General features: G+C 41.3%; 26 protein-coding genes. 10 read left to right on the top strand and 16 right to left on the bottom strand.

Translation table 11 applies throughout. From position 1 onward, the window contains the following. Nucleotides 1-86: 86 nt before the first annotated feature. From ACYRY3_RS20140 to ACYRY3_RS20125, 4 genes are all read right to left on the bottom strand, one after another. Nucleotides 87-1,139 carry an MAE_28990/MAE_18760 family HEPN-like nuclease gene (locus tag ACYRY3_RS20140; protein WP_460203393.1) on the bottom strand — a complete coding sequence of 351 codons (1,053 nt, stop codon included), beginning with the start codon at nucleotides 1,137-1,139 and terminating at the stop codon, nucleotides 87-89. 6 nt (nucleotides 1,140-1,145) lie between these two features. Then, on the bottom strand, nucleotides 1,146-2,315 hold the full coding sequence (locus tag ACYRY3_RS20135; RefSeq protein WP_460203392.1) for a GmrSD restriction endonuclease domain-containing protein: 1,170 nt from the start codon (nucleotides 2,313-2,315) through the stop codon (nucleotides 1,146-1,148). 183 nt (nucleotides 2,316-2,498) lie between these two features. Continuing rightward, the gene (locus ACYRY3_RS20130) at nucleotides 2,499-2,651 is read right to left on the bottom strand and encodes a hypothetical protein (RefSeq protein WP_460203391.1); all 153 of its coding nucleotides are present in this window, start codon (nucleotides 2,649-2,651) and stop codon (nucleotides 2,499-2,501) included. Nucleotides 2,652-2,787: 136 nt separating this feature from the next. Further along, a complete protein-coding gene (locus tag ACYRY3_RS20125; RefSeq protein ID WP_460203390.1) occupies nucleotides 2,788-3,252 on the bottom strand; it encodes a ribbon-helix-helix protein, CopG family in 465 nt (154 codons plus the stop codon). Between the two features lie 179 nt (nucleotides 3,253-3,431). Here ACYRY3_RS20125 and ACYRY3_RS20120 point away from each other — a divergent pair, with 179 nt between their 5' ends. From ACYRY3_RS20120 to ACYRY3_RS20105, 4 genes are all read left to right on the top strand, one after another. After that, a complete protein-coding gene (locus tag ACYRY3_RS20120) occupies nucleotides 3,432-3,968 on the top strand; it encodes a hypothetical protein (protein ID WP_460203389.1) in 537 nt (178 codons plus the stop codon). A gap of 2 nt (nucleotides 3,969-3,970) precedes the next feature. Then, entirely contained in the window at nucleotides 3,971-4,276 is a 306-nt protein-coding gene (locus tag ACYRY3_RS20115) for a helix-turn-helix domain-containing protein (RefSeq protein ID WP_460203388.1), read from the top strand. A 98-nt stretch (nucleotides 4,277-4,374) separates the two neighbouring features. Beyond that, on the top strand, nucleotides 4,375-4,584 hold the full coding sequence (locus ACYRY3_RS20110; protein ID WP_460203387.1) for a hypothetical protein: 210 nt from the start codon (nucleotides 4,375-4,377) through the stop codon (nucleotides 4,582-4,584). Nucleotides 4,585-5,233: 649 nt separating this feature from the next. Next, a complete protein-coding gene (locus tag ACYRY3_RS20105; protein WP_460203386.1) occupies nucleotides 5,234-5,533 on the top strand; it encodes a hypothetical protein in 300 nt (99 codons plus the stop codon). A gap of 190 nt (nucleotides 5,534-5,723) precedes the next feature. On the opposite strand, the gene ACYRY3_RS20100 is transcribed toward ACYRY3_RS20105, so the two are convergent. Then, nucleotides 5,724-6,860: a cob(I)yrinic acid a,c-diamide adenosyltransferase gene (locus ACYRY3_RS20100; protein WP_460203385.1), complete on the bottom strand. Its 1,137-nt coding sequence runs from the start codon at nucleotides 6,858-6,860 to the stop codon at nucleotides 5,724-5,726. Nucleotides 6,861-7,084: 224 nt separating this feature from the next. On the opposite strand from ACYRY3_RS20100, the gene fraC reads away from it, so the two are divergent. From fraC to ACYRY3_RS20085, 3 genes are all read left to right on the top strand, one after another. Then, nucleotides 7,085-7,633 carry a filament integrity protein FraC gene (gene fraC, locus ACYRY3_RS20095; protein ID WP_460203384.1) on the top strand — a complete coding sequence of 183 codons (549 nt, stop codon included), beginning with the start codon at nucleotides 7,085-7,087 and terminating at the stop codon, nucleotides 7,631-7,633. A 57-nt stretch (nucleotides 7,634-7,690) separates the two neighbouring features. Continuing rightward, nucleotides 7,691-8,719 carry a septal junction protein FraD gene (gene fraD / locus ACYRY3_RS20090; RefSeq protein ID WP_460203383.1) on the top strand — a complete coding sequence of 343 codons (1,029 nt, stop codon included), beginning with the start codon at nucleotides 7,691-7,693 and terminating at the stop codon, nucleotides 8,717-8,719. A gap of 89 nt (nucleotides 8,720-8,808) precedes the next feature. After that, complete coding sequence (locus tag ACYRY3_RS20085) at nucleotides 8,809-9,588, top strand: ABC transporter permease (RefSeq protein ID WP_460203382.1); 780 nt, start codon at nucleotides 8,809-8,811, stop codon at nucleotides 9,586-9,588. Between the two features lie 157 nt (nucleotides 9,589-9,745). On the opposite strand, the gene ACYRY3_RS20080 is transcribed toward ACYRY3_RS20085, so the two are convergent. From ACYRY3_RS20080 to ACYRY3_RS20055, 6 genes are all read right to left on the bottom strand, one after another. Then, nucleotides 9,746-10,399, bottom strand: a complete 654-nt coding sequence (locus tag ACYRY3_RS20080) for a pentapeptide repeat-containing protein (RefSeq protein ID WP_460203381.1) — start codon at nucleotides 10,397-10,399, stop codon at nucleotides 9,746-9,748. A 222-nt stretch (nucleotides 10,400-10,621) separates the two neighbouring features. Continuing rightward, on the bottom strand, nucleotides 10,622-10,915 hold the full coding sequence (locus ACYRY3_RS20075) for a hypothetical protein (protein ID WP_460203380.1): 294 nt from the start codon (nucleotides 10,913-10,915) through the stop codon (nucleotides 10,622-10,624). A gap of 6 nt (nucleotides 10,916-10,921) precedes the next feature. Continuing rightward, nucleotides 10,922-11,590 (bottom strand): carbonic anhydrase, encoded by a 669-nt coding sequence (locus ACYRY3_RS20070; RefSeq protein ID WP_460203378.1) that lies wholly within the window; start codon nucleotides 11,588-11,590, stop codon nucleotides 10,922-10,924. Nucleotides 11,591-11,640: 50 nt separating this feature from the next. Continuing rightward, the gene (locus ACYRY3_RS20065; protein WP_460203377.1) at nucleotides 11,641-12,981 is read right to left on the bottom strand and encodes a proton extrusion protein PcxA; all 1,341 of its coding nucleotides are present in this window, start codon (nucleotides 12,979-12,981) and stop codon (nucleotides 11,641-11,643) included. 23 nt (nucleotides 12,982-13,004) lie between these two features. Continuing rightward, nucleotides 13,005-13,604 (bottom strand): GUN4 domain-containing protein, encoded by a 600-nt coding sequence (locus tag ACYRY3_RS20060; RefSeq protein ID WP_460203376.1) that lies wholly within the window; start codon nucleotides 13,602-13,604, stop codon nucleotides 13,005-13,007. A 217-nt stretch (nucleotides 13,605-13,821) separates the two neighbouring features. Next, nucleotides 13,822-14,064, bottom strand: coding sequence for a hypothetical protein (locus ACYRY3_RS20055; protein WP_460203375.1), 243 nt, complete (start codon nucleotides 14,062-14,064; stop codon nucleotides 13,822-13,824). 85 nt (nucleotides 14,065-14,149) lie between these two features. Here ACYRY3_RS20055 and ACYRY3_RS20050 point away from each other — a divergent pair, with 85 nt between their 5' ends. Further along, on the top strand, nucleotides 14,150-14,320 hold the full coding sequence (locus ACYRY3_RS20050) for a hypothetical protein (protein ID WP_460203374.1): 171 nt from the start codon (nucleotides 14,150-14,152) through the stop codon (nucleotides 14,318-14,320). A 20-nt stretch (nucleotides 14,321-14,340) separates the two neighbouring features. Here the strand turns inward: ACYRY3_RS20050 and ACYRY3_RS20045 are convergent, their stop codons facing one another. From ACYRY3_RS20045 to ACYRY3_RS20030, 4 genes are all read right to left on the bottom strand, one after another. After that, the gene (locus ACYRY3_RS20045; protein ID WP_460203373.1) at nucleotides 14,341-17,607 is read right to left on the bottom strand and encodes an efflux RND transporter permease subunit; all 3,267 of its coding nucleotides are present in this window, start codon (nucleotides 17,605-17,607) and stop codon (nucleotides 14,341-14,343) included. A 120-nt stretch (nucleotides 17,608-17,727) separates the two neighbouring features. Next, entirely contained in the window at nucleotides 17,728-18,954 is a 1,227-nt protein-coding gene (locus tag ACYRY3_RS20040) for an efflux RND transporter periplasmic adaptor subunit (protein WP_460203372.1), read from the bottom strand. An 883-nt stretch (nucleotides 18,955-19,837) separates the two neighbouring features. Continuing rightward, nucleotides 19,838-20,320 (bottom strand): ankyrin repeat domain-containing protein, encoded by a 483-nt coding sequence (locus ACYRY3_RS20035; RefSeq protein ID WP_460203371.1) that lies wholly within the window; start codon nucleotides 20,318-20,320, stop codon nucleotides 19,838-19,840. Nucleotides 20,321-20,457: 137 nt separating this feature from the next. Beyond that, nucleotides 20,458-21,855 (bottom strand): ATP-binding protein, encoded by a 1,398-nt coding sequence (locus ACYRY3_RS20030; RefSeq protein ID WP_460203370.1) that lies wholly within the window; start codon nucleotides 21,853-21,855, stop codon nucleotides 20,458-20,460. Between the two features lie 581 nt (nucleotides 21,856-22,436). Here ACYRY3_RS20030 and ACYRY3_RS20025 point away from each other — a divergent pair. Next, entirely contained in the window at nucleotides 22,437-23,546 is a 1,110-nt protein-coding gene (locus ACYRY3_RS20025) for an aldo/keto reductase (RefSeq protein ID WP_460203369.1), read from the top strand. A gap of 80 nt (nucleotides 23,547-23,626) precedes the next feature. After that, nucleotides 23,627-24,115: a nuclear transport factor 2 family protein gene (locus ACYRY3_RS20020; RefSeq protein ID WP_460203368.1), complete on the top strand. Its 489-nt coding sequence runs from the start codon at nucleotides 23,627-23,629 to the stop codon at nucleotides 24,113-24,115. A 307-nt stretch (nucleotides 24,116-24,422) separates the two neighbouring features. On the opposite strand, the gene ACYRY3_RS20015 is transcribed toward ACYRY3_RS20020, so the two are convergent. After that, nucleotides 24,423-24,650: a hypothetical protein gene (locus ACYRY3_RS20015; protein WP_460203367.1), complete on the bottom strand. Its 228-nt coding sequence runs from the start codon at nucleotides 24,648-24,650 to the stop codon at nucleotides 24,423-24,425. Between the last annotated feature and the right edge of the window lie 38 nt (nucleotides 24,651-24,688).

Here is a 24,688-nt window from a genome sequence, read left to right as displayed (position 1 = left end):
TAACAAATATGCAATAAGCTCCTACACCCGATTATCAATTGAAGTTTGGCACTTGTAACCTCATCTGTGTCTTGTAGATGAAGTATTTACTCAATTATATATAGACGCAGCTCTTTTCTAGCATCAACATCAAACTTTAATCCCACTTCCATTTGAGTAGTGGTCTTCACTTCATTAGTTGGAATATTATCAATCTGAATACTTTCAATTGTAGCCAGTTGACAGTAGCAGTACGCCTCGCTTACCAGAAAAAGGCTCCTTCCAACAGCTAATTTCGTTGGCTCAACCCTTGCTACTCCTGCTTGCGGCTTCTTAAACCATTCTGTAATTTGACCAATTTCCCTAGCTTGCCCTGTTGCTTTCTTTCGCTCAATGACCTTATAAGTCACTAGTTCAGCAAGTGCTTGACATAAAGTCTCTACAAAATCGCACAATTCGAGTAGTGTGTTGGAACCTAAAAAGTCATCTATCGGTGCTCCGTGGGCTGCGTCATTTCGATAAATAATCAGTTCATTAAGTTCTCCTTCCGCAGTATTTTGGCTCCCTTGAATCACTTCAACAAAATTCTTTACAGATCTGTGCTTATTTACCCAAGTCCATGCATTCGATATACCTGCATCTGCTAACATTTTCTCTAAGATTTCTTTGCGTAAGTTCTGCTCATGAAAAAGAAAGGCGTGTGACAGTAGTTCATATTTTTCGTCTGCACCAGTAGCACCGAGATATAACCCCCGAATAACTTCCTCAATAGATAAGTGTTCATACTTACTTTTCTTCAGTTCGGTCAGCAATTTTCCTACTCCCATCTGATGAGTATTGCGGATTCTCTCATCTAGGTCAGAATAACACGGGAACAGTTCTGGCAGAACTACTAACCAGTTACTAACTAAGTCTTCAGCAAAGCGCTCATAAATCGCGTACAACCGCGTTACTGTAGCACAGTGGTCGTAAACTCGCCACTCCCTTGCCTTGGGAATATCCTGGCTTAGAGTGGTAATAACTTCTATATAATCTTGAGATTTTTGTTTTCCGGTTGCCTCTTCTCCAAAAGCAATTTCTCTTAATTTATCATTGGTTTTAATTATAGAACGGACAGTAGAAAGGTTTTCTTTTACTGTCACTAAAAGCTTCTGGAACATGGCTATTTATTTAACGACTTGGGACAGCATATCGTCAAACAATCTTATTCGCTTTTGAATATCTGCCTTAGTTTTTCCACTACCTGTTAAGAGCTTTGATTTGTCTTCTTTTAAAAGTTTTTTTGTCTCTTCAATCACTTTTGACTTCCTTTCTACTAACATATCGGCATCAGCCAAATGACTGCTCAATCCAACCATAACGGCATCGTAATAAGCTTTATAAGCTTTATTCTTCCAATTGTTAGCTTCTGGATCAAAAGGTTTGAACAAATTATCTCCGTAAATTTTGTGAGCTAAATTGACAGTATTGTGGAATATGTCCCTCAAAATATCTATATCCTCATCAGAAAAATTAAGGCTCTTAATCATATATAAGTCAAGAAATCCCTCCATTCCCCTACGAAAGTCTTCTATATGCCGTAGGGCAAAAAAACGAAGAACTAATTCCACATCTTCCATCTTTTTGTAAAGGTTGTTTTGCACTATCTCTTCATCATTATCGACAGGAATTCCCCAAGCTTCCGCAAATATAGAATGACTTGCTAGTTCAAATAATAGTTGGTTAAACTTGCCGGAATATAAACAATTACGTATCTCCTGGCGGCTTAGTGCCACCCCACCAGTATTTAGGCGCTCGAAGGCAAGCTGTTTTAAAAAAAATGCTTCTTCGGGGTCAGATGTAGACTCTGTGATTAATACTATAGATGATATTGAGCGACGATCGATACCTGCCTTAATTTTTGCAGGAAGAGTATTATAGGTGCGTCCCTCTAGTTCTGACCAAAGTTCAAGCCCTGTCAGTACTAGTTTATTTTCATAAAAAGCCTGAATAGCAGTAATCCTCTGTTGACCATCCATCACTTCGTAGGAATTATAATCTTTTTCATAAAGAATAATTGGAGGGACAGGAATGTTTATTAAAAACGATTCTATCAGTCGTGATTGCATTTTTTCATCCCATCTACTCCTTCTTTGGTAAAAAGGTCGCACATCCATATATCCAATTTTTTTTAAGGCTTGGGCAAAGCTGGGAAGTTTTTCACGATTCATTTCAGTGAGTATTCTTTGCTCTCCGCTCTCATACTTAGCGTTAATTTGCTCATCCGTCATTCTGTTGACGCGATTTTTTGCACGTGATTCTTCCCACATCTTTTCTTCGGCTGGCGCTAGTTGCATTTACTCCATCCTCCTTAACAGTGAGTGGCACATAAAACACGGTTAAACCTGCTGAATATAGCCTAGCGCTTCCCTTGATGGTAAAGTTGTCTATATAAGAATCCTATTTGATTTTTGAAACATTCGTAGGTAGGGCTATGCCACACGTTGTTCAATTGTGTGGCATAGCCCTACCTACGTTACTTAGAGATTTTTCAAGAATGATTTAGGAGTGCTATAGCTGCATTCTCTTAACACTAAGATCGCCGACTGCGGCACTACTATTTCGCTTACAGGCGATTTGTATACTCCTGGCGATCGCATCTCACCTGCCAGAATGTGTGCTTCTCTCCCCATCTCCCCCTCCCCCCATCTGCCTTAATGATAAGTCTTTACCCGGACATGATATAAGTGGGTCGGCACAAATGAAAGTTAACTAGTTAGGGTCGTCCTTTGTCATTCGTCATTGGTCAGGGTTTTAGATATCTAACAATCACAATTGAAAATCCTGAGTAATGTCTTGAAGTATTTCGTTGAGTGTGGCGATCGCTTCTTCCGACAGCCGCGATTCTCCACCCAGTTCAATTTGCACTTTCAACTTCAGGTCACTACCAGCCGCTGCATTTTCGAGTTCAACAATTCTTTCAGCTAATGCTTGAAGTTCGTGGGGTTGCAAGTAAGCTGCTGTTACTCGCACCTGACTTTTCGGTTTAAGTTCCGCTCCATTGGTTCGGTATTGAGACGCTGAATCCGCAACTCCAGGCTGTTTCATTGTCCCATCATTCCTTTGCTGGGCTTTGAGTTGGCGGGTTTTTCCTTCTTCTTGAGGTGCTTTAAGCCTTTGTTTGAGAATCAACACTGCCATTTGAGACAAGGAACGCTCTTCTGCTTCTGCCAATTTTTGCAGAGCTTCCTTGTCATCTTCTTCTATGTAAAGAGTCACGGTTACTTTTGTCATGTCCCCATCATAGGCTCTGTTATGTGTTTTGGACTCAAACACACAAAAACACATAAGAACACACAAAAACTGTGTTATGCTAATTTCTATCAATCCTTCTGTGTCAAGTCAAAAGCCAGCGCTCAACTTTTTACGGTTAACACTGGCTTCTGACCTCTCTGTTTCAGGAGAATTTTTCAATGACAAGACCTGTTGGTTGCCATACTGATGGGTACAGGGGCTATCTCCAAGCTTTAGATGATTTTGGTATCACACAACTCCTGGCACAACTTCGCAACTGTCACAACAGCGCCCGGATACATCTGGAACAGCGCGAACTAGAAAGTGTAGCGGCGATGTTGATTGCTGGGTTGACCGAAGGTATCAACAGTCATTTAATTGCCAAATATTTCCATGCCATCCGTCAAGGCAGTAGAGACATTATTCCAGGCGGCATCAAGCTGAAATTTCCATCACGGATCGACCTACCTCCCGGCTTTCCTGACACGGCGCATACACCTCGCTTTTTGTTTGGTGAGCGATTGCGTTGGCGAACGGACGCAAGCAACACCGATTGGGGAATTGCTATTGGCAGATTCTATACCTTTGCTCCCCATCGTTGCTGTTGGATGTGGTGCTATTTGATTTGGTTGAGCAAAGATAGCCCGAGTGCTGCTTGGACTGTTACCGATACTGCTTGGGAAGATGATTTGGAACCAATGACCGCGAAAACCTAAATATGAGTCCTCGTCCTCTCACTCAGCAAGAACAAGAGTTAATCCAATTCTACATTTCCTGCCAACTGGAAATGACTCCCACGCAGTTTTACTCCAAGTGGCAAGTTAGTTATGAATTGCTTGCTCAAATCTGCTCGCGATCGCTTTCAACTGTGAAAGGCTGGTTTTCTCCGGGTCGCAACTATCGCCGTCCCATGCCTTCGGATTTGCGCCATCTTGCTTTGCTGGATTTTCTGCTAGAACACTTTGACGATATTCCTCCAGAAGTCTTGATAAAACTTTGCTTTCCCAACTTGAGCGATGACTAGAACAAAAGGTGAAAAAAAGCAAGTTCATTTTGAAATGTCTTTTTTAGCTGACCTTACGTAAGCTTGCTTAAGTTTGCAAATATTGCCAGAAGAATCCCATGACATACTTAGACAAATTAAGCCCTTGGTGTTTGGTTCGACTTCAACCCAATCTGCAACACCAAGTACTAACTCGTTTTCGTCGCCGAAATGATGCAGAGGCTCACCTGCAAATCATGAGACGACTTATCCCAGGCGCAAATTTTACAATCATTTTTAGTCCGGTGTTGGAACTCCAACACCAAATGCCCAAAACTAGCAAACAGTGAACAGTTATCAGTTAAATCAAAACGAGTCTGAGTGCATGGCAACCACAGGAATTAACTGATAACCGCTCGCTCTTAACCGCTAATCCCCCTTCCTTTTCTTTGTTGTAAAGATAGTGGTAAACATCATCAGGAAACCACCTAATAGAATTGCGATCGCAATTCCTGCTGTTATCAAATCGAGTGTATGGTTGTCCATGTTGTTAAAATCGTAATTGTTAACTGGTTCATAATAGCGTTTAAATACTATTATGAACCATATCATGGCTTGGGATTTTGATAATTACAACCAACAAGACACATCTGAAATCTAATAGATTTCTTTTGACTTTCAGTTATGGAAATAGAAATAATTAGGAGAGTTTTTTGAATGACCTTAGAGGATGTTTGTCAAGTCATATAGTTTACTCCAAACCTCACTTCCATTCCTCCCTTCTATGAGGAGAGAGGTTTTGAACACCCCCATTCCCTCGTAGGGAAGGGGGGCAGGGGGGTTAGGTCGAGACAATGAGGAATGTTTAACAATACACTTTTCAAACATTTTCTTAAAGCCTTGGCTGAGGAGAAAGGGCATACAGTAAACACTTTTGGAAAGATTTTTATTGAGGATGCGCTTGCATAACGGTAAGTAAACCATCAACAAGGAGGATAAATGACCAACGCACAGCCACCAGAAGATGTCAGCACTCGACTCAAAGACATTGATGACCGCTTGGAGGTGTTAGAGGACGAGTTTGATTTGCTCCGCACAGTGCAAAATGCCAACAGAAGAGAACTGCGTGGCAACAGCCAAAGTATTGCTCGGTTGGAACGGACTGTTTTGGAACTGGGTAATATTGCCCGATTGCACCAGCAAGCGTTGAGGCAATCTCAACAAAATATCGATCGCATTTGGCGATACCTTGAGTCGCAAATCAGCAGCAATGGTAATGGGAGAGAAGGGGATGACTAACCCAATTGTTAATGGGGCATGGCTTCATTTGAGTAATATCAGGGATGTGTGTCGGGTGGGCAGTACCACAATTCATGGTATCCGTGGGCAGTGCCCACCCTACTAACTACGATCCATTACCCATTAGCAATTAGCCATTACCCATTAGCAATTAGCAATTAGCCATTAGCCATTAGCCATTAGCCATTAGCTAAAAATCTACTCCACGCTTGAGTTCTACCCCTTGGTTGGCATAGTGCTTGTGGCAGTATACTTCAGAGTGAACGCTTGCCAAGTCGAAGTATGTTGGCTGATTTTGGCACCGCCCGGTGATAATGATTTCGGTGTCGCGGGGTTTGCGGAGTAAGGTTTGAACAATGGGTTCAACGGGTAGCAGTTCTAAATCGACTGTAGGATTGAGTTCATCAAGGATAATGGTTTTGTACAAACCGGAGGCAATTGCAGTCTTGGCAATTTCCCAACCACGTTCGGCTTCTACGTAATCTAATTCTTGGCGAGAATTGCGCCAGACAATGGCATCTCGACCACAGCGTTGATGGTCTACAACTTCTGGATATGACTTTTGTAAAGCGGCTATGGCAGCATCTTCCGTGTAACCACTACCGCCTTTAAGCCACTGCATAATTAATACACGGGTAGAACCTGGATGATTAATTCCCCTTCCAATGGCTTTTAATGCTTTGCCCAATGCACTGGTAGACTTGCCTTTCCCGGCACCAGTGTAAATTTCAATACCTTGTATTCCCTGCAATTTTGCTGTGGGATGAACTTGGGGTTTCATTTCCGAGTGCAAATCCGCAATATCGAGTAACTGTTGCGGTGCTCCGCGTCCTGTGGCAATAATTTCTAATTCCTGGGGCTTAGATTTTAATGTCTGAACAACTTCATCTACAGGAAGCAAACCTAAATCCAAGACGGGGTTAATTTCATCTAAAACAACAACTGAATACAAACCAGAGGCGAGAGCACCTTTCGCCACGTCCCAACCTCTTGCTGCTTCGGCGCGATCGTAGGGCGTAATCTCATCTGGTCCAAAAAATTCTGCTCTGCCCGTGCGAACTTGATCGATAAGATGGGGGAATCCGCTTTGCAATGCTGCAATAGCCCCATCTTCGTCGTAATCCCGTTCCGGTCCTTTCAAAAACTGTAGTAGTAAGACACGGTTAGAGTTGTTTTGTGCGTGAATTCCCAAACCAATAGAGCGTAAAACGACTCCCAGCGCAGCTTGTGACTTGCCCTTTCCCGCGCCGTCATAGACATGAATTTGACCAGTCAGTCGTGAGGAACGCAATTGTGCTGTCCGGATACCGATGCCGTTTCTTGTCATCTCTTCAAAAGCTGTAAGGTAGCAGTCTTTTATATTACACAAGGTTTTGCCCGATTGGGTGAGGGGCGGCGGGGTGTTGCGGGCTATTGAGAGATATGAAGAAAAGCAACAAGAACAGATCGGGACAAAAAGGTGGTACAAGAAGAAGAATAAAATAATTACCTTCGCCATACTCAGTGTAGAAGGTATACTTTTTGAAGTCACACTGAAGGAGTGAGCCTCATATGTTTGAACTTCCCCAATTACCAATTCCCAGAATTTTCCCTGTGGGTGCTATTCTGTTCAATTTCTTATTTATACTGGTCTCAATTCCCCTAGAAGCATATGTTTTAAATTCTAGATTAAAATTTGATAGAAAAACGAGTATTTTCTATGCCGTTGCTATCAATCTTTTTTCTAATGTTATTGGTTGGATGGTATTTTTCTTTTCACAGCCAATACTACCAACACGCATAAAAGCAGACATGATTAACTACATTTTTTTTAATCGTTTACAATCTCCTAATATACAAACTTTAATTATCCTAACTGCTTTTATCATTTTCTTCGGAACCTTTTTAGTCAAGTATATTCTTTTGAGAGTTTTATTACTGTCACTGGCTGAATTTGGCAAAACCCCAGAACAGAAGGAAGCAGCTACGGAACTCAATTCCCGCCGTGCCTATAGAAGTAAATTGCAGAATACGAATGTAGTTACAAGTATACTTATAGCAAATGGATTCAGTTATACTGCGATCGCAACTATTTTATTTGTTCGCTCATTCAATCTTTAAAACTTATAATTTAGCAGCAAGACGAAGACAAATATCAATCGCCTCGAAGGAGAGAGTATGCAGATAGTTAGAGATGTCTTTGGTATACTTAACATTTTTGGGGATATATACGAACGCATTAAGAAAATAGTCATCCCGCCAAAGGCATATTCATGGCAGACATTAATCTATTTGAGTATCTTCTCGTGGTTCATGTCATCCATGGCTACAGATTTTATCAAAGATGTCATTGCCTTTTGTGGCTGGGGATTTTTAATTTTAGGTACTGCTTGGTATACAACAGATAGCCCCATACTTGTTCCGGGCACTAATATGCCCATAGGGGCAGTAATTACCGGATTCTTGGTGAGTGTTTTTGCCTTTGGTCGTGAAGAGGATGTAGTTACCCCAAGAACCATAGTTCTCTGGCCAACAATTTCAGCCATCATTACTGCAATTCCAGAATTTATTGAAGGAACTGGTACGGAAGCTAAAACTCAGATTCCCAAGCTCGAAGACCGTCAGAAAATCATAATTTTAATTGGTAGTTGTGCTGTCATTAGCTGCTGGTTGCAGTTTTACTTTGTCACGGAAAACTGGATAAGCGAATACCCAAGTTTACAAGTTGATAATTACCAGGGCAGTGCTTTTGTCGTTAGACTACGACCCCCAGAAAGAATTCCGAGAAATGGGGATTTGATTTTAGATAGACTTGCACCCCAAATAGAACAGCAATTGTCCGAACAACCTTGGTCTAAAGTGGAACAGTGGCTCTTGAATTCCAGACAAAACGTAGGTAACCTCGGAAGACGAGTTATCGAAACAAACTTGGCACAATATGAAGAGAAAGCCTTGTGGGTAGTGGAACCCCGTGTCTCTAATGTCCAATCCGGGTACCAACTAGACTTACTTAGTATTTGGATGGGTCCTAGTTCCAACCCCCGTGGGTACTATCTGAAAAAGACCTGTCAGATAGATCCAGTTGCAAAAATTGGGAACACTAGAACCAGAGCCGTCGCTCAACCAGATGAAAAAAACACTGTGGCAGAAATTAGCTGTGACAGAAGAACATCATTTTTTGCAGGTTCACCCCCACCACAACAATAAATGAAGATGGGGAGACGTTGGGATGGGGTGATGGGTTGATGGGGTGAATAACTAATGACCAATGACGAATGACCAATGACTAAATTTCTATGAACTTCGGTAAAGTTACTGTACTAGCAACTAACGTGTTTCGGGAAGTGATACGCGATCGCATTCTCTACATTATCGGCTTTTATACCATAATACTTGGAGTTGCCAGTCGCTTACTTCCTGCTTTTGCCGCCGCAACAGAGGACAAAATGTTTTTAGACCTGGGTTTGGCGGCAATGAGTATTCTTGGTTTAATCGTTGCCATCTTTGTTGGCACGGGACTGATTAACAAAGAGATTGAAAAACGCACTGTTTTAGTCCTCATTGCCAAGCCTGTTAGCCGCAGTGAGTTTATTACAGGTAAATATCTAGGCTTACTCATCGTCCTGGCGGTGCTGATTGCTGCTATGACGGTGATTTACCTGTTATTTTTGCAATTCAGCAATATTTCATATCCAGTGGGCAGCATTCTTGCTACCACAATTTTTCTATTTTTTCAGTTATCTTTAATTGCAGCGATCGCACTTACCCTAGGTGTATTTACCAGTTCCCTTCTAGCCACAGCATTAACGTTTGCTGTCTATTTTGCGGGTAATATTACTCAAGATTTACTTCAGTTTGGTCGCCTAAGTCAGAATCCCAGTGTTGAACGCATCACTCAAGCCTTGTACTTGATGTTACCAGATTTATCTCGGTTGGATTTGAAAAATGATGCTGTTTATGGTTTTGGTTCCTTACCCGATGCAATCACGCTAGTACTCAATGCTGGTTACGGCTTGCTGTACAGCACTATGCTGTTATTGATAGCTATCTTTATTTTCTCGCAACGGGAGTTTTAATTAACGGTAATAATTAAGAGGGAGAAAAAGGACAGTGTGAAAACAAGGCAGCAAATTTCCTCTTGTCTACCTTGTCCCCTTTGTCCCCTTTGTCTATCATCTCCCTCTTGCCCCTGAAACTTTGCACCCTAAATCAAAAACCCTAAATCAAAATAATTTAAAAAAATAATTGCGGGTAATGAATTGTACCGTCAGGCATAATAGTACCGTAAAGCTTGGCGTTTGTGAGATTTGTCTCCCAAAGGTTAGCCTCACTTAAGTTTGCCTCTACTAAGGTAGCCCACGTCAGGTCTGCGCCTGTTAAATTAGCTTGATTTAAATTGGCTTCTAGCAGCGTTGCACCACAAAGCTTTGCTCCTGAAAGATTTGCCCTGACAAGATTGGCTTCAATAAGTGATGCTTCAATTAATTTAGCTTCACTCAGATCCGCTTCACTCAAATCCGCATCACATAAAGAAGCTGACCACAGGTTACTTCCACACAATTTCACTCTCCATAGGAATGCTCCACACAAATTTGCCCGCTGCAAATTCGCATTCAACAAATTTGCTTCGCATAAAGAAGCTTCGTACAGATAAGCCTCTTGTAAATTAGCTTGCATTAAATTTGCACCGCTGAGATTTGCACCAGTGAGGATTGCCCCACTTAGGTTTGCACCACGCAAATCGGTTCCTATCAAGTTAATTCCACTTAAATCAACTGCTCTTAAATCGATTCCACTTAAGTCACATCCACTTAAATCCCTTCTTTGAAAAGACGTATCTGTGATTTGACTGAGAATAAATTCCTGTTGTTCAGCAAAGTTTCTCATGGTTTAGACCTCTGGGTGTAACGTACCTCCGCCGGAGATACTTAAGAATCAGTGTATCTCTGAGATTACACCGCAACAGGAGACAAACTGGGTAAAGAATCTAAAAAAAATTGAGAAAAAATCGGGAAAATTTCGAGAAGACCTTAAAATACGCAGTTTTAGCGATTTTCCATGTCAAAATCCCCTGATAAAGCTTACTTGTCCTTTGTCATTTGTCATTGGTCATTGGTCATTGGTCATACTTAAAACAGCACTGGTAACGACACGATTACCTGCTGGGAATCCTACAGGGACTCCGAAATAGTAAAGTGACGATACTAAAAAGCCATAAAGGGTAAAAAAGAATACCCAAGGAAGGATATGTGGAATAAGTGAGCTTTCCAATCGTAAAACAACTTTAATCCAATGTAATTGCTCACCAGTGTAGAGTTGATACTTCCCTCTAAACGAATTCTTAACGCGACTGAGTAACTTTTTGCAGTCACTCAGTGTAAGAGTAGGTTTTAAACGTTTCATCTGCTATTACGAGTGTACACTTGCTAAAGGATTAGGTACGGGAGATGGGGTCTCAATAGGTACAAATTGTCCTAGACTTGCGTTATAAGCAAAAACTCTTCCAACTTCAATTTGATAAATCCAAGCGTGAAGGTACATTTCACCTGAGTGAAGTTTAGAACGGATGACTGGATAAGTCTCTAGGTTCTGTATTTGAGTCAGGATGTTCTCCTCTATCGTGACTCTTAAAAGCGTCTCACCAGAATACTCGTTGTAGTTGTCCTTAATAAGGCGGTAGGTTGTTTGTCCGTAATGTTTTAGCCAATCGTAAACCAAAGGCATCTGCTCAGATAGTTTGCCAAGCTGTAACAGCCCTTTCATAGCTCCACAATCAGAATGACCGCAAATGATAATATCTTTAATACCCAAAGCCTGAACAGCATATTCAATAGCAGCGCCTTCGCTATTATTAGATATTCCATATGAGGGGATAATATTACCAATGTTACGAAGAATGAACAAATCTCCTGGCTGAGTTTGAGTTAATAGGTTGGGGTCAATTCGTGAGTCGCAGCAGGAGATAAAGAGTACTTCAGGAGCTTGACAATGAGAAAGCCGCTCAAATAACTCCTGATGCGTGCAAAAATAGTTCTGACGAAAGTCTCTCAAACCTTTAATTAATCCCTGAATCGACATAAGATTCTCCTTCTAGATAATATCAGTTCTCAAGTATTAATAATATGAAACTACTCATTCATATTTCGATAAGTAGCAGCAGCGGAGGGTGACATACGACTTAAGTACCGGAAAATCCAGTATTTGAATATGGCATCTAAAATAACTGGTACTGTTGCTATGAATAAGAAAATAAAATTCTGATTTTCAGGTAAACCAAAATGATGCAGTACCCCCTCTAGGATGACTTCCCAACCATGTGCTGAGTGAAATCCTACAAACATATCTGTAACCAAAATAATAAGAAATGCTTTAGCAGTATCACTGAGACCATAAATTATTTGATCTATAAAGTCTTTTAGTATTACGATTTCTCGTTTGCTAATAAGTAGAAGCCAACAGAAAGCTCCGACTGAGAGAAGATCGGCAAAAACATTTTTGATGGCATTAGAACTTTCTTGTCGAAAATCTTGTACAATTTCATGCACTTTTTCCTTCATTTGGGTTTCCATTAATTCTGCTGAAATTGTGGCTTCTTCAGACATCAAATTTTCAAATTTTAATTTTTGTTCAAACTTTTGCATTTCTTCAAGAGCTTTTTCCTCCATTTCAGAATTAATAAATGTAGGGCTTTGGAATAAATCTAGATGGTGAAAAACAGGTTCTATAATTAGGTTTTTTGACAAGTTATAAGTAATAACAGGAACTATAATAAGCAGTATAATAAACTTAACAGATGTTTGAGTTTTTCTTCTAGATTGGCGAAAAGTTTTGACTAGTTCTTGCTCCATTGAGGGTGAGCAATCCAGCCTAATACGATTGAATGTACTTATGATAGACCTAGGTACTATACTTGTTTCATCAAGATTACTTACTTTTTTAATATTACTAGGTTTATGAACTATGGGTGTTACTTCTTCGGGAATCTTATCTTGATTATTCTCATCTTGTATAATTTGAGGATTGATAGATAAAGTATCATTATTTAATTTATAACTAGCTAAGACTTCATCAATAAATTTTAATTTTTCTAAATCGGAAGTTTTATGAAGCGGATTTTGAGTCGTTAAGAATTTTTGATGGGCATTGGGAGAAGTGGATTCAACTACTGTAAGAAATCCGCTGTTAAAATTTTTAATTAAAAAACTACTGGTATAAAATTCCCCCAATCTTATTCTAATAAGACTTAAGTATTTTTTTAGTTCCAAATTAAAGTAAGCTATAACAGCGTCTCCATGATTTGTGGATTCAGCGGGGATTTTTTTCCCATTGAAGTGTTTGTTCTCCAATGACCTAATCAATAATGCGGCTTGATATGCTTGATTTAAGGAACGTTCAGGGGTTTCTAAAGTCCACTCCTTAATAGAGATTAAGTAGGATGTAATTTTATGTTGCCAGAGAGTTTTTTTCATAGTAGGAAATGATTCAAAGTTGATTAAAGATTACACACAAGCAGTCGATTGAAGAAGTAGTTTGTCATTTTTGAACCAAAGGGAGAATTCCACCAACGGGAGGGATGACAGCCCATCGGCGCTGCAAGGGTGTAGTCTAGTTCATCACATTTTTGCCATTTACCTTCTATGTACCAGCCGACGCGATCGCCAAAGCGTTCAATAACTGCATAATCTTGAGAGATGGTAGTATCAAGAGAACCGCCCACATCTTGATAAATTTGCATCTGTATGCTGAAGCCAAAGCGACCCTTGCTATAGGTTGTCCAAAGGTTGTCAATTACGCCAAGTTCATCACAGGGAAACTGCCTCATGTCATCAGGAGTGATGGATTCCACATCTGGCTTTCCTGTGACCGTTAGGATAACTTGAATAGTTTCCCTATCCGCTTCTTGCAGATTCCCAGCTGCTAACAAATCTCGCAGCTTTTTGTGTTTGTACACATCCGTAACCATTCTAAAATTCTCTTCTAATTGAGCAACTCGCTCAGTGAGGCTTGATAAAAGCTGATTGAATTGCTGTAGCTGCGTTTCAGTAGTAGTTGAACCAGTGATAGCTTCAGATTTTTGTATTTCATTAGACATTGGAGTCCTCACAAGGGAAAACAGTAAAAATATGTGCCATGATGCTAGACGTGTTAAAGTTTTATCGATAGCATCTTATGCCTTTGGAGAAGTAAGCTAATAAGAATGTCGTTATTCCAGTCATGCCTAAGTACCAGTAAGTTGTGGTAAGGGTGGCAGTGCCAATAACGAGTAAGCAAAGTAAGCCGTATTTAAACTTAAACAACATTTTGAAGTTTTATTGCCCTGAATCTCCATTTCTTTCAGCCTTTAGTTCTCGAATGCATTCTTGCCCAGCACCCACAGAGAAACCTAAAGCTGCACCAATTAAGACATATTTTTTATTTAAGTCTTGGTAGTACTGACCGTTGTATTGAAGTTGATTAAAGTTACGTTGACCAATTTTGGTAGCAGCTAAACCTATAACCGCGCCGACAAGAGCAGTTATAATCCCTGAAAAGATAATTATCCTAATGTTCATGGTTTTTTCTACTGTTATGTTTCATTTGTTTCTGTCTATTGACTAACTAAACAAAGATGAAAAATGCAAAGACTTGTAAAAACTAGTGGTGCAAAAAGAAAGAGTAAAACAGATACAAAATAGTAATAGAAAACAAGATGTGGCTAATCCAATCGTTGAAATTCCATTTGCTAAACATTTTTGTTACCTCTATGGGGGAGGGAGTGAGGGAGGGAAAGATGATTTTAGTAGCCAATTGTGTGTTAAATTACATTAAGAGGACTTAGATAATATGGGTCAACGAACTCGACCGTTCTGAGAAGAAACAGCTTGCCCCTTCTCCTGCTGAACCAGGGGCTGTTTGGATTGGTCAGGTTTACCGGGCTTACCAGGTTTGCCTGGTTTTAAGAAACGTTCTTCTAAGTTTTTAATCACGACGTACAAAACTGGCACTAAAAACAAACTCAAGATAGTCGAAATGAGGTAACCGCCGAAGAGTGCTGTCCCTAAAGACCAACGACTCATCGCCCCGGCTCCTTTAGCAATTACCAAGGGCCAAAAACCGACCAGACCGGCAAAGGCAGTCATCAAAATCGGTCGCAGGCGCTCCTCAGAGGCTCGAATTGCCGCTTGAGTAATGTTCATGCCTATCTCTACCGACTGGTTGGCGAATTCTACAATCAGAATCGCGTTTTTACTTGCCAGACCAATCAGCATGACCAAAGCTACCTGGGCATAGATGTTATTGTTAACTGCGGGCCACACGCTGCCTGCCTGGAAAACATTTGCCCGAAATATAACCGCACCAAGAGCGCCTAAAATTGCTAGAGGCACTGTAATCATAATGATGGTGGGGTCAACGTAACTTTCGTACTGAGCGGCCAACACCAAGAAGACCATGACAAAGGCTAAGCCGAAAATGATTGGCGCTGCACCGCCAGAGGATTGCTCCTGGAAGGCAGTTCCTGTCCAAGCAAAACCGAATCCGGGTTGCAACACTTCGTTGGCAACCTCTTCCATCGCTTTTATGGCTTGTCCTGTACTGTAACCGGGCGCTGGAGCTCCTTGGATTTTGATTGATGGGTAAACATTGTAGTGGGTCACAATGGGTGGAGTAGTAATTTTTTCCATGCGGACTACAGTGTTTAGTTGAACTAAATTGCCATCTTCGGAGCGCACATACAAGCGACCAATATCTTCAGGATTGGAGCGCAATTCCCCTTCTGCTTGAGCATAAACCCGATAGAGCCGCCCACCAAGAACGTATTGATTAACATAACTTGCTCCAAGGTAGGTTTGTAAGGTATTGAAAATGCTGTTAATTTGAATGTTCTGTGCCTTGGCTTGGTTGCGATCGATAGAAATCTGCATTATGGGGCTATTGTAGGTAAATTGGGTAAAGACTCCAGCCAGTTCCGGTCGCTTTTGGGCTGCTTCTATGACCTTTTGCGTATTGTTAATCAGCGCTTCCATAGGAAGAGCTTGTTTGTTTTGGACATAAAACTCGAAGCCACCTGTACTGCCCAGTCCATCTACTGGTGGTGCATTTACTGCAATTGCTTTGGCTTCTGGAACCTTTGGCTGCAACTTCTGATTAATTTGTTCCACAATCCCAAAGACTGATTTCTCAGCATCATGGCGTTCTTCCCAGTCTTTGAGCTTAATGAACATCACTGCTTTGTTGCTGGCATTTCCCTCAAATCCAAAGCCAACAAGACCATTAATGTGCTCGACTTCAGGAATTAGCAGCGCTTCTTTCTCAATCCGGTTGACTAAGTCAGAGGTGTAATTCAGAGAAACTCCCGGTGGAGCTTCTACTATTGAAAACAGATAGCCCTGGTCTTCCTCGGGAATAAATCCTTGGGGAGTTGTCTGGTAAATCCAGCCTGTAGCTACCAAACCCGCAATAAAAACTAGAATAACGAGTAGCTGAATCCGAATCAAAAATTCTACTGTTTTGGTGTATAGTGCCTTAAACCAGTCAAAAATGCGATTAAACCAACGAAAAAACCAGCCCAACGGCCCGTGTACTTCCTGCTGCCGCCGCATGATAATGGCAGACATACTGGGGGAGAAGCTTAGGGCGTTGAAGGTGGAAATGGCGATGGAAAAGGCGATAATTAGGGCGAATTGCTTGTAGACGATTCCCGTGGTACCAGGAAAGAAGGTAACGGGGATAAATACTGCCATGAGTACAACTGATGTGGCAATGATTGCTCCTGTCAGTTCATCCATAGCATCCAGGGCTGCTTGAAGTGGTTTCATCCCCTGGGAGAGCTTGGCAGCGATCGCCTCCACGACCACAATCCCATCATCTACCACTAAACCAGTTGCTAAGATAACGCCAAACAAGGTTAACTGATTGAGAGTAAACCCGAACGCGTAGGCACACGCCATCGCCCCAATGAGCGAAACGGGAATGGCAATGGCGGGAATGATGGTAGTGCGCCAGTCCTGCAGGAAGATGAAGATGACCAAGAATACTAAGGCGATCGCTTCCATCAAGGTTTTTAAGGCTTCATCAAGGGAAGCTCCTACGAACAAAGTGTTGTCTAAAGCGACCGCCGTTTTCAATCCTGGTGGAAAATTGGGTTGTAGCTCAGCCATTTTAGCTTTGATTAACTTGGCTGTATTCCAGGCGTTAGTACCCGGAAGTTGGTAAGCTAAGAGAATAACTGATGGAAAGGTATCAAACAGATTAATAGTGTTATAGTCTTGCGCCCCCACTTCTGCTCGACCCACATCTTTTACTCTAGTCAGCGTGCCATCCTCACCCACTTTTACCACGATGTCTTCGGCTTCTGCGGGAGTGGTGAACCGACCAATTGCCTGCAGGGGAATTTCATACTGCTGCTTGTTCGAGGTGGGCTGCTGACCAATTCTCCCTGCTCCTACCTGAATATTTTGTTCTGAAATGGCATTGATGACATCCTCAGCCGCTAAATTTCTAGCAGCGAGGGCATCAGGGTCAAGCCAGATACGCATGGCATATCTACGTTCTCCCACAATTCTGGCGAAACCTACACCCTCAATCCGTTTAATCTCATCGAGGACTTGTCGGTCAACGTAATTACTGATAAAGACATTATCGTATATAAAGTTACCGTTATTATCCTTTTCTGGATAAAAGGCGTAAGCTAGGGTAATCGTCGGGGATTGTTTTTGGGTTATGACACCAGTTCGGGTGACTTCCTCAGGTAACTCAGATTGAGCGATCGCCACATTATTTTGGACGAGAACTTGAGCGGTATTCCTGTCCATCTCCGTTGGGAAAGAGACGTTAATGGTTGTTTCACCATTATTCGTCGTTTGGGAGGACATATACACGACCTGCTCCGTGCCATTGATTTGCCGCTCAAGTACGGTAGTGACATTTTCTTCCATTGTTTTGGCATCACTACCAAGATAGTTGGCAGTTATAGTGACCTGCTTAAGAGCCATTTCTGGTAGCTTATCCAAGGGAAGGAGGGGCGTGGCAATCCCTCCTATTAAAAGAATAAGTACGGTGCAAACTGTAGTTAAGACTGGTCGCTTGATGAAAATGTCAGCAATACTTAGCAGCATAATCCAGGAATTCCTGTTAATGGTTCAATCGCTCTTATTTCTTACAAATAACAAATGACTTTTGACAAAGGACAAATGACACCCCTAACTACTTAACTTTATTTGTAACGACCTACTTAGTTAAGATTCAGGCTTAATGGAAGTCCCATCTTTCAGGTTAAGAATTTGTGTGACAGCAATCTCTTCTCCCGGCTTGACCCCATCGAGTACCTGGTAATTTTGGTCTTGAATGTTTCCTACTTTAATGGGTCTTTGCCGAACTACTGGTTTTTGCCCTTTCTGAGCTACATAGACAAAGTTTTGTGCTCCTACGGTAGACACTGCTACCGTAGGAATCAAAATCCCCGAATCTTTGCTCCAGATAACTCTCGCTTTGACAAACTGCCTATCGCGTAAGCGACCGTTTAAATTAGGAAAGCGTGCTTTGGTTAAGATAGCTTGGTTGCCAGTGTCTACCCGAGGGGAGATAAAGTTGATACTTCCTGTGACCAGACGCTTACGTGTATTGGGGTCAATGAGCTCTACTGGCAGCCCCATTCTAAGTTGCGATGAACGGTTTATGGGAACCGAAATCCGCAACTCTAGAGAGTCATTTTGGGTAATGCTGGTTAGAGTTTGACCAGTGCTGACGTAGTCTCCGAGTTTGACTGAAAAGTCACCAACTACACCTGTGATGGGGGCAAGTACTTGTTTGTACTGGAGCGAGACGTTTGCAGCTGCTGCATCTGCTTGAGCCTGCTTGACGTCAGCATTTGCCTGATTTAACCTGGATTTTGCAGCGCCTACCTGTTCCTCGGCGGCTCGAAGGGAGGCAAGTGCTGTATTCAGGTTTCTTCGAGAAACGTCTAATTCCTGCCTGGGCTGTACCCCTTCATTGACGAGTCGCTCAGTTCGCTGAAACTGTACCTTCTGAAGTTCTACTTCCGCCACTGCTCTGATTTGGTCTGCCCGTGTGGATCGAAGTTCTGCAGAAGCAGTTGCGCTTGCCGATTTAGCGGAGTTAGCTCTAGCAATAGCACTCGCGTATTGAGCTTGAGTTTGATCCGAACGAAGTTGAGCGATGGGTGTTCCTTTAACAACGCGATCGCCATTTGAAACACGAATCTCAGTCACCCGACCCTCAATCTCCGGTCTCAGGTCAACTCTGTTTGTGGCTTCTAGCGATCCCACAAATTCAGAACTATCTATGACCTCACTGGATTTCAGCGCCTGCAACTTTACAGCTACAGAAGGCGGTTCTTTTGCTGTGGCAGAAGGTTCAGCGTCTTTGCAGCCGCTGATTAGGGTGGAGGCTAGAAGGGCTATCCCTAGTACCTTTGTTGTAAGTAAGGAGTTGTCTTTTAACATTCAAAATACTTTGCGGATATACTTCATGTTTACTAAGACTTTCACAGCTATTTAATGAATATTTTGGTTTTTATACTAAAACTTTATCCCCCCATTTCATCAAAATTTGGTTTATACTAAAGATGGCTTGACTCATACTTCTGTAAGCTAATTTTTTAAGATTTATCAGACCTGCCAGAAGTCTCACTACACTTACAAGCTGCTAACAGCACTAAAATGAGGAGTGCTGAAAACAGTTTTCGCTAGATATGAGCATCATTCATTTATCTTTTGAGATATAGCTTTCACTACATCCTTTCAATAATTAAGTCTAATAAATGAGAATCATAGATACAAGGATTAATTTCTCGAAATATGTCCATTTTCTTTTTGAACAGAAATGATTTTCCGCAGTCCCCACCCAAAAATACTTGGAAATATTTACCTGAAGGGTGGGGTAAGGGAAATCCAATATAAAAGCGCAGCAACAATGTAGTAGAATAATGTTGGTACGGCAAAGCGAAATCTCGTGGAGGCACGACCATTTATAGCAATTATCTATTCAGGAATTGCTAGTTTTTCTAGGGCTGTCGTAGACAAAAGTTTCTACGCTTTGCTGAGGACGCCAGTGTACCTGGGAACGTTGTGGAACTTATGCGCGGAGCGCACGCTTCGCGAACGGGTTTCATAGCGCAATATTCCTCAACCATAATCGTAAGATTTGGTTGGGGTGCGTTCAAGTCTTACTTTGATGATTTAATGAGTAGACGAATCTGAAAACAAGTATTTCCTGGTTCGGAAATAACGCCGATGTCACCTTGATGGGGTTCAGCGCAGGCGCAAAGTGTCAAGTAGCAACCCCTTTTCTTGTAGCTAAGACTGGTGAACTGAATGCAGATGTCAGTCAATTAGGTTTTTGCCCAGAAAGGATAGCAACAATCTCTTTATGCCCACTTTTCTTAGCAAGATCTAAGGGGGTGTCCCTGTTCTTGCCTTTGATGTCTAATCGGGCACCTGCATTGACTAAGAGCTTAACTCCTTCAATATTGTTCTGCCAAATTGCATCGTGTAAGGCAGTGTATCCATTGATTGGACCTTGAGCGTCTATATCAATTCCATACTCAATCAGAATTTTCATGACCTCTGGATGCCTCAAATAAGCAGCGGCGTGAAGTGCAGTCGCCTTCATAGTTGAGTCAACTGCATGAACATTGGCACCAGAGTCAAGCAACAGCTTCACCATTTCGGAGTGACCGTTAGCAGAACTGACTATTAAGAGGCTATTTCCACTGCTGTCCGTTTGGTTAACATCTGCGCCGTTTTCAATTAATTTTTTTGTCAATTTAAAATCATTATTGTTCACGGCTGTAACTAGACTGGTGTTCATATTCCTAGTGTCCTTCAATTGACCGTAAAAAGTTCTTAATATATAACTTTTACTACATCTTCTCAACAATTAAGTTTAATAAATGATAATTATAGGTACAAGGATTAATTTCTCAAAACAAGTCCATTTTTTGAATCTTACTTTGCTTGCTCAATAGGTAAACGAATCTGAAAACGAGTATTTCCTGGTTCAGAAATAACGCTGATGTTACCTTGATGATGTTCAACAACAATACGGTAAGCAATATACAAACCTAAGCCACTACCTTCTCCGACACCTTTGGTTGTAAAAAATGGATCGAAAATGCGAGACTGAATCTCGGGCGGAATCCCAGGTCCATTGTCAGCAATTTCTACTAAAATACAATTCTTTTCACGACTTGTCCTAATCCAAATGCGACCGGAACTACTCATTGCATCTATTGCATTATCAATTAAATTCGTCCAAACCTGATTTAGTTCACTTCCATAAGCATTAATACGTGGAAGACTTCGGTCGTATTCACGTGTTAGTACTACACCCTGCTTAAGTCGATGATTAAGAATTGTTAACGTACTTTCTAGCCCTTTATGTAAGTCTACGAGTTGACATGGGCCTCGATCCATATAAGAGTAATCTTTGATAGCCTGAACTAATTGAGCAATCCTCTCCGTACTCTGTTCAATTTCTCTCAACAATTGCGCTCCTGTTAAAGTTGTCTCTAGCCAAGTAAATACGTCGTTAAGTGTTTTTAAGGAGAATTTTTGTTTAATAGCTTCTAGTTGATCTATATCTAGTCCAGCTTGGACTAAAGTAGGGGCAAGTTTCCAGCCTTCTTCAATATCATGCATCTCAAGCCAGTCAACTACCTCTTCTTCTAACTCACTCTGTGTCAAAGAATCAAGCTGCTCTGAAATGTTAACAGATGCAAGCGCCTCCGCCTGAAGCTTAGCTAGAAAAACTCTTTGCATGTTTGTTGTTTCTTGGTAAAGCTTGAGTGCCATGGGACATACAAGTTGAAGGTTCTCTCGCAACCGCTGAGATGCTCGATAACTTGCTGATGCTGGGTTATTTAACTCATGTGCTAAACCTGCTGATAAAGTACCAAGTGCTGCTAGCTTCTCTCGTTGTTGCAATAAGACTTGTGTTTCTTGCATACGTTGAGTCATTGTACGGAGAATTGTTTTTGTTGTGCTAGGCATCGTCATTATCATTTGCCAAAATGCTTCGTTAGGCAGCTCAAAGATGTGACAGTGACTTGATGCTACTCCGCTAGCCCAAAAGTGAGTTAGTCCTGTCAAAACAGGTAATTCACCGAAAATAGTTTTTTCATTTTCGTGTACTTTGAGCACCACTTCCTGATTACCAAGTTTTTGAGTAATCTGAAATTTTCCTTCAAGGAGTATAAATACGTGTTCAGCTGAATCACCCTCAACACGAAGGATTTCATTTGGCTGCAACCAAAGGTCTTTTCCTTGTTGTGATAACCACTGTAATTGCTCATTAGTTAAGCTTTTAAATAGTGGAACTTGGCGTAGAACATTAATGTCGAGCATGATTGTACTAAAAAGTAGAAGTAAATGATGGTAGAGTTGGTTGTGTTGCAAAAATTGGCAGGTTATCGACAAATATTATAAGAGTAAAAACGTACAAAAATGTGAACAGTTAAAAACAACTATTAATAAATTCATTTTCTTCATTTTATAAAAAAAATGTTTTCGCTTATTCTATCTAATAAAGAAAGGCAAATTTAGTTTTAGATATTATTTTCTTTCTTTTTTTACATAAAAGCTTATATATGTTATTTTAGTTTAAAAAAAATGATATAAAAACTCAATGAACATTTTTTTGATTTGAGGATATAATCTTTAGATTTTATATGATCTAATTCTAATTATTTCAAAAAGAGCTAACATTAGAACATATGAGATTAGAATTTTATTTTTCCATTTTTAAAATAAAATTATCCTCATGAAGGAACTAATGCTCAACGAAATCTACACTCATCAATGGCGTGCTTTAGATATTGGGAGTACTGTTTGGCGAACGCTGATGCAGTAATTGAGTCAGTAGGTTTACAGGTAATTAACAACAAACACTTACACAACCAGTATTTACATAGTAAGGAGAAAATGCAATGCGTTACAAACTGCTTGGAAATAGCGGACTCCGTGTTTCTGAACTATGCCTTGGTGGAATGACCTTTGGTACTGACTGGGGATGGGGGGCAGATAAAGATACGAGTCGCCAGATTTATGAGGCTTTTCGGGAAGCGGGTGGTAACTTCATTGACACAGCTAATTTTTATACTAACGGCACTAGTGAGAAGCTGATTGGCGAATTTATTGCCTCCGAACGAGACAGTATTGTACTAGCTACTAAATACTCATCCTCATTGGACAATGATAACCCGAATGCCTCTGGCAATAGCCGCAAAAACATGATGTGGTCAGTAGAAGCTAGCTTAAAACGTCTGAGTACTGACTATATTGACCTTTACTGGGTACATATTTGGGATTTCATGACGCCGATTGAGGAGGTCATGCGGGGTCTTGATGATCTAGTGCGTCAAGGCAAAGTGCTTTATGTTGGAATTTCGGACACCCCTGCTTGGATTGTTAGTCAAGCTCAGATGCTTGCACAATTACGCGGTTGGTCACAGTTCATTGGGCTTCAAATTGAGTACAGCCTTGCTGAGCGAACAGTGGAGCGGGAATTTATACCAATGGCACATGCCCTCGACCTCGGTGTGCTAGCTTGGAGTCCTCTTGGTAGCGGTATCCTTACGGGGAAGTACAACAGGGAGAACGGACAGGCTGGAGGTAATAACAGCGAGTTTACTCGTCAAGATGCAACGAACCTTCATCACATAAATTCGCGCAGTCTTGCCATTGCAAAAGTAGTACAAGAAGTAGCTTCGGAAATTGGTCGAGAACCAGCTCAAGTTGCTCTAAACTGGGTACGGCAGAAGGAAGCCATTCCTATTGTGGGTGCAAGAAAACTAGAGCATATCAAGAATAACCTTGGCTGCCTTAGATTTGAGTTGAGCAAGCAACAAATAGCACAACTTGATGCAACCAGCTGTATCGAAATGGGTTTTCCCTACGACTTTTACCCATCTGTGCGCCAAGCTATGTATGGTAATACTTTAAGTCAGATTGACCACCATCGAGCATTAAGAAGTGGTTTTCCTGTCACGTTAAAGGCTGTTAAAAACGAAGCAACAGCTAAAGCGTGGAGTCGCTAAGCTTATAGAAGTACTGGGTCTTCCCAGTACACAGAAAAGAAAGCAATGCGAATAAGTGGGAGAAGAAATAAGGAGAAATTATGAAAGACACCAGTGTTCAACAAGTTATCGATCAAGCCAATATTATTAGTACCATCAACCACTTTTGGTTTAGTGTGGACACTCGTGATTATGATGCGATGCGATCCTGTCTGACTGAGCAGGTTGATTTTGACTATTCAGCACTTTATGGTACATCTATGCCGTCAAAGGCAGATGAACTGGTAGAAGAGGTGAGGCGCGATCACGATGGCTTCCAAGCTACACAGCACGTTACTACCAATCATTATGTCACTATCAATGGTGATACAGCACAATGCATTGCTAATTTCCAAGTGCAACACTTCTTACCAAACGACCGTATTAGTAACTTCTGGAGGCTCGGTGGTCGTTATGTTTTCAGTTTGCTGCGAACTCAGGATGGCTGGAAAATTCATGGGTGTGTTATCAATGTTTCTTGGACTGACGGCGATCTGCAACTAGTTGAGATTGCTCATGAGCAATCTCAACAACAGCGTACTCAGGATTAACCCTCTTCTGTCACTCTCCGGAAGAGCGATCGCTAGAAGCCTCATGAGGCAAAGGTGATCCATTCACAGAACTTCTCCCACACATTGGCGCTTTCGCGACGTTGTAAGGTTGCTGTCATGGTTTTATAATTGCGATGATGCTGTATGTATGGGGCAATCGATTGCCCTTAGCATTAAGTTACATCACTTTACATTGCTTTATCAAGATTGTTAACTTTATTAAAGGCAATATGAGCTATTAGTTTAATTTATTGAAGGAAGTGAAAGGACGGGCAAGATGCCCATCCCACAACAGTTGGAGGTTGGATTACCTGTAATAGCACTGCTCAATCCATATCCGCATTTCCTCTTCAGAACCAAAACAAGCAGAACGTCCTGTCAGAGGGTCGTAAGCATACCAGGAAAAGACCCGTCCTGTCCGATCTGACTTCTGCCACACTTGCAGTTCGGAGTTGTCACTCAGCCACATTAAGAACTGTTGCCAAACTTTTGTTAATGCCGGCAATATTATTTTAGAAATATTAATACTTTTCATATCAATACCTTGAGTGAATTAAAGAGCTATTACTTTTA

This window comes from Scytonema sp. NUACC21 (assembly GCF_054684315.1).
The sequence above is the reverse complement of the archived record's forward strand: the minus strand, read 5'-3'. Positions and strand labels throughout refer to the sequence as shown.